Origin of the sequence: Sphingobium sp. ba1 (assembly GCF_000743655.1) — a bacterium.
Taxonomy (GTDB): Bacteria; Pseudomonadota; Alphaproteobacteria; order Sphingomonadales; family Sphingomonadaceae; genus Sphingobium.
On sequence record NZ_JPPQ01000069.1, the window covers coordinates 579,751 to 586,606 of the forward strand.

A 6,856-nucleotide genomic window follows, 5' to 3' on the forward strand; every position below is an offset into this window, starting at 1 on the left:
ACCGCCGGTTTCACCTTCGCCAACCCCAATGCCAAAGGCAGCTGCGGCTGCGGTGAGAGCTTCACGGTTTAATCTCTACAGCCGTTCGTTTCGAGCGAAGTCGAGAAACATGGGTGCGGCATTTCTCGACCTTGGCCGGTTCTGAACGCCTGCCTTGGCAGGCAGTCGAAGGGCTCGAAACGAACGGAGATATGGTTTTTGCCTCATATGCTGATCTTCGGGCTGGGCTATACCGCGTCTCGCCTTGCCACCCGGCTGCGAACCGAAGGTTGGCATGTCACCGGCACCCGCCGCAGTGCCGCGGCCGACACGCTCGCCTTCGATGACGAACCCGCCATCCGCGCCGCCATCGCCAGCGCCACGCATATCCTCTCCTCGGTCCCGCCCGAAGGCGACGCCGATCCCGTCCTCGCTCGCTACGGCCCCGCCATCGCCGCCGCGCCCGCCTGCTGGATCGGCTATCTCTCCTCGACCGGGGTCTATGGCGACACCGGCGGCGCATGGGTGGACGAAGCCAGCCCTATCGGCGCAGGCCGCCGCACCGCCCGCGCCGATGCTGATGGCGATTGGGGCACGCTCCGGCCCGATATGCGCCGCTTTCGTCTGCCGGGCATCTATGGGCCGGGCCGATCGGCGCTGGACCGGGTGCGGGAGGGGCGCGCGCATCGCATCGACCTGCCGGACCAGGTGTTCAGCCGCGTCCATGTCGATGACATTGTTGCGGGCATTCTCGCCTCCTTCGACGGCCCGCCCGGCATCTATAATCTGTCGGATGATCTGCCCTGCGCCCAAAATCGGGTGATCGAGGCTGCCTGCGATATGCTGGCCCTGCCCCATCCGCCGCTGCTGACGATGGATCAGGCGCAGTTATCGCCCATGGCGCGCGGCTTCTATGCCGAAAACCGCCGCGTCGCCAATGGTCGCGCCAAGCGGTTGCTCGGATGGCAACTGCGCTATCCCACTTATGCACAGGGGCTGGCGGCATGTCTGAAGGCGGAAATCGGTTCGCCGCAAGCGCGGATTATGCTTACCCCTTCTTAACCATATCGACGCGAAGAGGGCCTTGCCGCAACAGAGCAGGACGCCCCCCATGGACAGTATCGAAACCACCTTCACCGCGCTCAGCCGCCGCATGACCCGCCTGTCCCCGCCCGCACCGATCGCAGGCGTCCAGCCGTCGCTGTCCAGCCTGATCGACCGGGTCAACGCCGCCAAGCAGCACTATCAGCCAGGCCTGCGCCGCTAAGCCTTTTTCGCACGCAACGCGATCACCATGCCGACGACCGCCAACAGCGCGCCCGACGCCGCAAGCCCCGTCCAGCGATAACCCTCGACCAGCGTCGAAATCAGCATCGCGATGACCGGGATCAGCACCGCCGTATAGGCCGCCCGCCCGGCGCCCAATCGCTGGATCAGGCGGAAATAGAGCGGGAAGGTGACCACCGATCCCGCCAGCGCAAGCCAGCCTATCCCCAACAGATAGGTGAGGCGCGGTTCGATCACCGGTGGTCCGGTCGTGACCCAGGCGAACAGCGCGTTGATCCCCGCCCCGATCAGCATCGCCCAAGCCAGCATCGCCACCATCGGCAGCCGCCGTGCGATATCCATGCCCTGCATCACATTGGCGGCCGAAGCGCTGAACAGCCCGATGACCGAGAAGCCGACGCCCAAAAGAACCTTGTCCGGATCGACGCTGGCCGCCCGATATTCATGCACCAACATCATCGCAATGCCGGTCATGGCCACCGCCGACCCGGCGATGAAGGCGCGGCTGACCGGTTGCCGAAAAACGATCCACGCCAGAATAGAATTGGGGATCAGCAGCATCGCGTAGAAAACCGCGACCACCCCGGACGTCAGATGTTCTTCGGCGCGATAAACAAAATTGAAATTCAGCACGAACTGCGCCGTCCCCAGCAAGGCCGCGAACATCATCCCAGCCCCACCAATCCGCAGCGACACGCCGCGCATCCGGGCAAAGGCCATCATCGCGACCCCGGCCAGCGCGAAGCGATAGCAGACCGACCAGCTGGCAGGCACACTGCCCAACTGATCGCGAATGACGATCCAGGTCGAACTCCAGATCAGCGTGACGAGGATGAAGGGCAGGACGATGCTGCCCCGATCGTCGTCAGCCATGGTCGAGCCTGTGCAGCGCATCCGCCAACGGCGCAACACTGTCCGCATCCTGCGACCAGTTGGTGACGATCCGCGCCGCGCCCGCGCCCCAGTCGTAGAAATCGAACCCCTGCGCCCGCAGGCTGGCAGCCTCCGGGGCGGAAAGCCGCAGGAACAATTCGTTCGCCTCGACCGGATGCAGCAACCGTCCCGCCGCCGCCCCGGCCAGCGCCTGCGCGGCCGCATTGGCGGCGCTGGCATTGGCCAGCCACAGCCCATCCTCGATCATCGCCAATATCTGCGCGGCAAGATAACGGCCCTTGGAGAATAAATGGCCCGACCGCTTGCGCCAGCGCATCGCTTCTGCGGCACGGCGCTCCCGCTCCGGCCCGAAGAAGAGCAGTGCTTCCCCTACCATCCCGCCATTTTTGACGCAGCCGAAACTCAGCGCATCGACGCCAGCGCGCCAGGTGACATCGGCAGGCGCGCAGCCCAGGAAAGCTACCGCATTGGCGAACCGCGCCCCATCCATGTGAAAGCCCAGCCCATGCGCGCGCGCAATGGTACTAAGCGCCGCGACCTCGTCGGGCGTGTAGACGCGGCCATATTCTGTGGCATTGGTGATGCTGATCGCGCGCGCGGGCACCTGATGCACATCTGGACGAACCGCCGCCAGCCGCTCCGCCACAACGTCAGGCGTCAATTTCGCGCCCTCGCCCGGCAGCGGCATCAGGCTCGCGCCATGGGTGAAGAAGCCCGGCGCACCACATTCATCCACGACGATATGCGCCTCGTCATGGCAGAGGATGCCGCCATAAGGGGGGCACAGGCAGGCCAGCGCGATGCTGTTCGCCGCCGTGCCGGTCGCGACCCACAGCGCGCTGACCGGCACTTCGAACAGATCGCTAAAGGCCGCGTCAAGCCGCGCGCTCCACTGGTCACCATCATAGCCATGATCCTCCCGGTCAGCGGCGGCGATCGCAGCCATGACGGGCGGGCAAAGCGGGGTGGCGTTGTCGGAGAAAAAATGCATGGGCCAGCGTTAGCGAGGCTATAGCCCAGCGCCAAGAGGCCAGCTTGGCGCAAGCGGCCCGATGGGTCAGCATAGGTGACGTTGTTTCCCGCCCCGCTTTGTGACATAGGCAGCCCGTCCAACCCAAGGAGACAGATTATGGACGGCCAGCATAGTTCGCGTTTCACCGTTACCCGCAGCAGCAAGACTGTGGCGGCGAACGAGCGCGCCACCCTGCTGGAGGATCCCGGTTTCGGCCGCCTCTTCACCGACCATATGGTGACGATCCGCTATACCGAGGGCGAGGGCTGGCACAGCCACAGCGTCGGTCCGCGCGAACCGTTCCAGATCGACCCGGCCTGCGCCGTGCTGCATTATGCCCAGGAAATCTTCGAAGGCATGAAGGCCTACCGCCTCGCCGACGGCAGCATCGCCATGTTCCGGCCGGAGGAAAATGCCCGCCGCTTCGCGCAATCGGCCGAGCGGCTGGCGATGCCCGAAATCCCCGAAGACCTGTTCCTCGAAGCCGTCGCGGAGCTGGTGAAGATCGACGCGGACTGGATTCCGAGCGGCGAAGGCAGCCTCTATCTGCGCCCCTTCCTGTTCGCGAGCGAGGCCTTCCTCGGCGTGCGCCCGTCGAAGGAATATATTTTCTGCGTCATCGCGTCGCCAGCCGGGGCCTATTTCAAGGGCGGCAAGAAAGCCGTGACCCTGTGGGTGTCCGAACATTATACCCGCGCCGCGCGCGGCGGCACGGGTGCGGCCAAATGCGGCGGCAACTATGCCGCCAGCCTGGTCGCGCAGAAGGAAGCGACCGAGCAGGGCTGCGATCAGGTCGTCTTCCTCGATGCCGCCGAAAATAAGTGGGTCGAGGAACTGGGCGGCATGAACGTCTTTTTCGTGATGGAGGATGGCTCGATCGTCACCCCGCCGCTGACCGGCACGATCCTGCCCGGCATCACCCGCAACAGCATCATCACCCTCGCCCGCGCCAAGGGCCATGCGGTGCGGGAAGAGCCCTACAGCTTTGCTCAGTGGCGCGCCGATGCCGCCAGCGGCGCGCTGCGCGAGGCCTTTGCCTGTGGCACGGCAGCGGTGGTCACCGCGATTGGCACGGTCAGGAGCAAGGATGGCGACTTCACCATCGGCAATGGCGACGGCGGCCTCGTCACCGAAAGCCTGCGCGGCGAACTGACCGGCATTCAACGCGGGACCGTCGCTGATCCGGCCGGTTGGGTGCATATCGTCTGAGAAGATCCGGCTGGCCCCTGCCCTTTTGGGCGAGCGGGCCAGCCATCGCTTTTCAAGTTGGTCCCGACCGCCTAGACAGGGGCCATGGAACGCTTCGACGTCGTGATATTGGGTGGCGGCCTTGTCGGCCTGACCCTTGGCATAGCTCTTTCCGGCCATGGCGTGCGCACCGCCATCGTCGATCCCGCCGACCCGGTGGATACCACCGCCAGCGGTTTCGACGGCCGCGTCTCGGCCATCTCCTCGACCAGTTGCGCCATGCTCTCGGCGATCGGGGTCATGCCCTTCCTCGATGGCAAGGGCTGCCCGATCGACCGCATCTGGGTGAGCGATGGGTTGGAACCCGGCGCGCTCGATTTCGTGCCGGACGCCGACGATGACGGCGTGATGGGGACGATGTTCCCCAATCGCGACCTGCGCGTCGCTTTGGAACAAGCCGCCCAACGGGCCACAAACCTCACTCGCTACCAGCCCGACCGCGCGACCCATGTCGATCGCAACGAGGATGGCGTCGTACTGACGCTGGCCAGCGGCGCGACGATCCGCGGCGCGCTGCTGGTCGCGGCGGAGGGGCGCAACAGCCCGACTCGCGAGGCGGCGGGCATCCGCACCACCCGTTGGCAATATAGCCACACCGCCATGGTCAGCGCGATCGACCATGACGTGCCGCACGGCAACACCGCTTATGAGATTTTCTATGTCGGCGGCCCCTTCGCGCTGCTGCCGATGCTGCCGGGCACCCGCTCCGCAATCGTGTGGACCGTGCCGAGCGAACAGGCGCCCGCCATGCTCAAACTGTCCGAACGCGCCTGGCTTGCCGAAGCACAGAAGCGCATCGGCGGTTTCCTGGGCGAAATCCGCATGGCTGGCCCCCGCTCCTCCTATTCGCTGGGCTTCCATCATGCCGCCCGCATCACCGACACGCGGCTGGCGCTGGTCGGCGACAGCGCCCATGCGATCCACCCGATAGCGGGCCAGGGGCTGAACCTTGGCCTGCGAGACGTCGCCGCTTTGGTCGAAGTGTTGGTCGACGGCATGCGCCTTGGCCTTGATCCAGGCGATGCGCAATTGCTCGCGCGCTATCAGCGCTGGCGCGGGCTGGACGCAATCATGACCAGCGTCGCGATGGACGGCCTGGTGCGCCTGTTCGACATTCCCGGTCGGTTGCCCAAATTGGCACGGCGCGCGGGCCTTGCAGCGGTGCAGCGCACATCGTTGCTCAAGGGGCGCTTCATGGCAGAAGCGCGCGGCCAGTCCGGGGCGCTGCCCCGGCTGCTGACCGGCGAACTGGTCTGACTGGCGCTCAGCCCCGGCCGCGATAGCCGGGGACATCCTGCGCGGGCAGCCACAGCCCCGCAGGCGGTTCGCCCGATTGCCAGAACACATCGATCGGAATGCCGCCGCGCGGATACCAATAGCCGCCGATTCGTAGCCAGATCGGGTTCATCTCGGCGAACAGCCGCTCGCCAATCCCCACCGTACAATCCTCATGGAAGGCCGCATGGTTGCGGAACGCCCCCAGGAATAGTTTGAGCGACTTGGATTCGACGATCATCGCGGCGGGCGCATAGTCGATCACCAGATGGGCGAAATCGGGCTGGCCGGTTACCGGGCAGAGCGAGGTGAATTCGGGCGCGGTAAAACGCACCAGATAGGGTTTGCCCGGTCGCGGATTGGGCACATAATCGAGGATGGCGGCTTCCGGCGTGGCGGGAAGCGCGCTGGTCTGGCCCAGATGGAGCGGAGTTTGGCTAAGGTCGGTCATGCGCGCCCCTTACGCGATTGCCCGCCCGCTGTCATCGGTCCAACGGGGCAGGCGACGTTGTTCACTTGCCATTCAGCGCGGCTTGTGCCTTGGCCACCATATGGGGTCTGTTCGTTCACTTATGCTCGCCGCGCCGCTTCTGCTGGCCGCGCCCGTCCATGCCCAGCAGGCCGACGAGCCTGCGCCGGGCGGTTTCAGCCTGCCGCCGTCGCGGACAGCGCCGCCGGTCGATACCCGTCGACAGGGGCCGGAACTGGATGTCTTTCGCGCGCCCGACACCCCGGTCGCACAGCCCCCCATCGTCGCGCCGACCGTGACGCCGCCGCCCGTTGCCGTGCCGGTCCCCACTCCAGCACAGCCAGCCACGCGACAGCCCACCCGGCCGACCGAAACCCGCCCTGCGCCAACACCCGCCCCCCGCGCCGAGCCGGAACCGGAACCGGCCAATGACAGCGCGCCGACGCCAGAAGCGCCCCTGGGCCAGCCTGTGGTCAATGAGACCGCCCCGGCCGTCACCGTCACACCGCCCCCAGCGGCAACGCCCGCGCCAACGGCCAGCGCCGATACGACGCCCTGGGGCTGGATCATCGCTGGTCTGCTTGCCCTCGCAGCCATCGCCGTCGCCCTGTTGTTGCGTCGCCGTCGCTCGCCCGTCGAAGCCGAGACGGTCGAAGCGGCACCTGCCGAACAGCCCATCGCTGCCCCTCCGC

7 protein-coding genes and 2 pseudogenes are annotated in these 6,856 nt (G+C 66.3%); 6 read left to right on the plus strand and 3 right to left on the minus strand.

The window, feature by feature from the left end; genetic code table 11:
• The 3 genes and pseudogenes from IL54_RS23980 to IL54_RS24845 form a co-directional block, all read left to right on the plus strand.
• Positions 1 to 72, plus strand: a pseudogene (locus IL54_RS23980) (iron-sulfur cluster assembly accessory protein); the annotation flags it as partial.
• A 126-nt stretch (positions 73 to 198) separates the two neighbouring features.
• A complete protein-coding gene (locus IL54_RS05755) occupies positions 199 to 1,041 on the plus strand; it encodes an epimerase (RefSeq protein ID WP_052027567.1) in 843 nt (280 codons plus the stop codon).
• A 49-nt stretch (positions 1,042 to 1,090) separates the two neighbouring features.
• Positions 1,091 to 1,246, plus strand: a complete 156-nt coding sequence (locus tag IL54_RS24845) for a hypothetical protein (protein ID WP_176482661.1) — start codon at positions 1,091 to 1,093, stop codon at positions 1,244 to 1,246.
• Here IL54_RS24845 and IL54_RS05760 read toward each other — a convergent pair.
• Positions 1,243 to 2,139 carry a DMT family transporter gene (locus IL54_RS05760; protein ID WP_037473905.1) on the minus strand — a complete coding sequence of 299 codons (897 nt, stop codon included), beginning with the start codon at positions 2,137 to 2,139 and terminating at the stop codon, positions 1,243 to 1,245. The genes IL54_RS24845 and IL54_RS05760 overlap by 4 nt on opposite strands.
• Entirely contained in the window at positions 2,132 to 3,151 is a 1,020-nt protein-coding gene (locus tag IL54_RS05765) for a threonine aldolase family protein (protein ID WP_037473906.1), read from the minus strand. Before IL54_RS05765 ends, IL54_RS05760 begins: the two co-directional genes overlap by 8 nt.
• 138 nt (positions 3,152 to 3,289) lie before the next feature.
• Between IL54_RS05765 and IL54_RS05770 the strand changes: the two genes are divergently transcribed.
• Entirely contained in the window at positions 3,290 to 4,381 is a 1,092-nt protein-coding gene (locus tag IL54_RS05770; protein WP_037473907.1) for a branched-chain amino acid aminotransferase, read from the plus strand.
• An 84-nt stretch (positions 4,382 to 4,465) separates the two neighbouring features.
• On the plus strand, positions 4,466 to 5,677 hold the full coding sequence (locus IL54_RS05775; RefSeq protein WP_037473908.1) for a UbiH/UbiF/VisC/COQ6 family ubiquinone biosynthesis hydroxylase: 1,212 nt from the start codon (positions 4,466 to 4,468) through the stop codon (positions 5,675 to 5,677).
• A 7-nt stretch (positions 5,678 to 5,684) separates the two neighbouring features.
• Here IL54_RS05775 and queF read toward each other — a convergent pair whose 3' ends face one another.
• The gene (queF, locus tag IL54_RS05780) at positions 5,685 to 6,146 is read right to left on the minus strand and encodes a preQ(1) synthase (protein ID WP_037473909.1); all 462 of its coding nucleotides are present in this window, start codon (positions 6,144 to 6,146) and stop codon (positions 5,685 to 5,687) included.
• A gap of 100 nt (positions 6,147 to 6,246) precedes the next feature.
• Between queF and IL54_RS05785 the strand changes: the two are divergent.
• Positions 6,247 to 6,856, plus strand: a pseudogene (locus tag IL54_RS05785) (hypothetical protein); the annotation flags it as partial.

What these genes read in the sequence shown, in the direction of transcription:
- IL54_RS24845 (WP_176482661.1), top strand. Translation starts at nt 1,091, where the DNA reads ATGGACAGTATCGAAACCACCTTCACCGCGCTCAGCCGCCGCATGACC.
- IL54_RS05760 (WP_037473905.1), bottom strand. Translation starts at nt 2,139, where the DNA reads ATGGCTGACGACGATCGGGGCAGCATCGTCCTGCCCTTCATCCTCGTC.
- IL54_RS05765 (WP_037473906.1), bottom strand. Translation starts at nt 3,151, where the DNA reads ATGCATTTTTTCTCCGACAACGCCACCCCGCTTTGCCCGCCCGTCATG.
- IL54_RS05770 (WP_037473907.1), top strand. Translation starts at nt 3,290, where the DNA reads ATGGACGGCCAGCATAGTTCGCGTTTCACCGTTACCCGCAGCAGCAAG.
- IL54_RS05775 (WP_037473908.1), top strand. Translation starts at nt 4,466, where the DNA reads ATGGAACGCTTCGACGTCGTGATATTGGGTGGCGGCCTTGTCGGCCTG.
- queF (WP_037473909.1), bottom strand. Translation starts at nt 6,146, where the DNA reads ATGACCGACCTTAGCCAAACTCCGCTCCATCTGGGCCAGACCAGCGCG.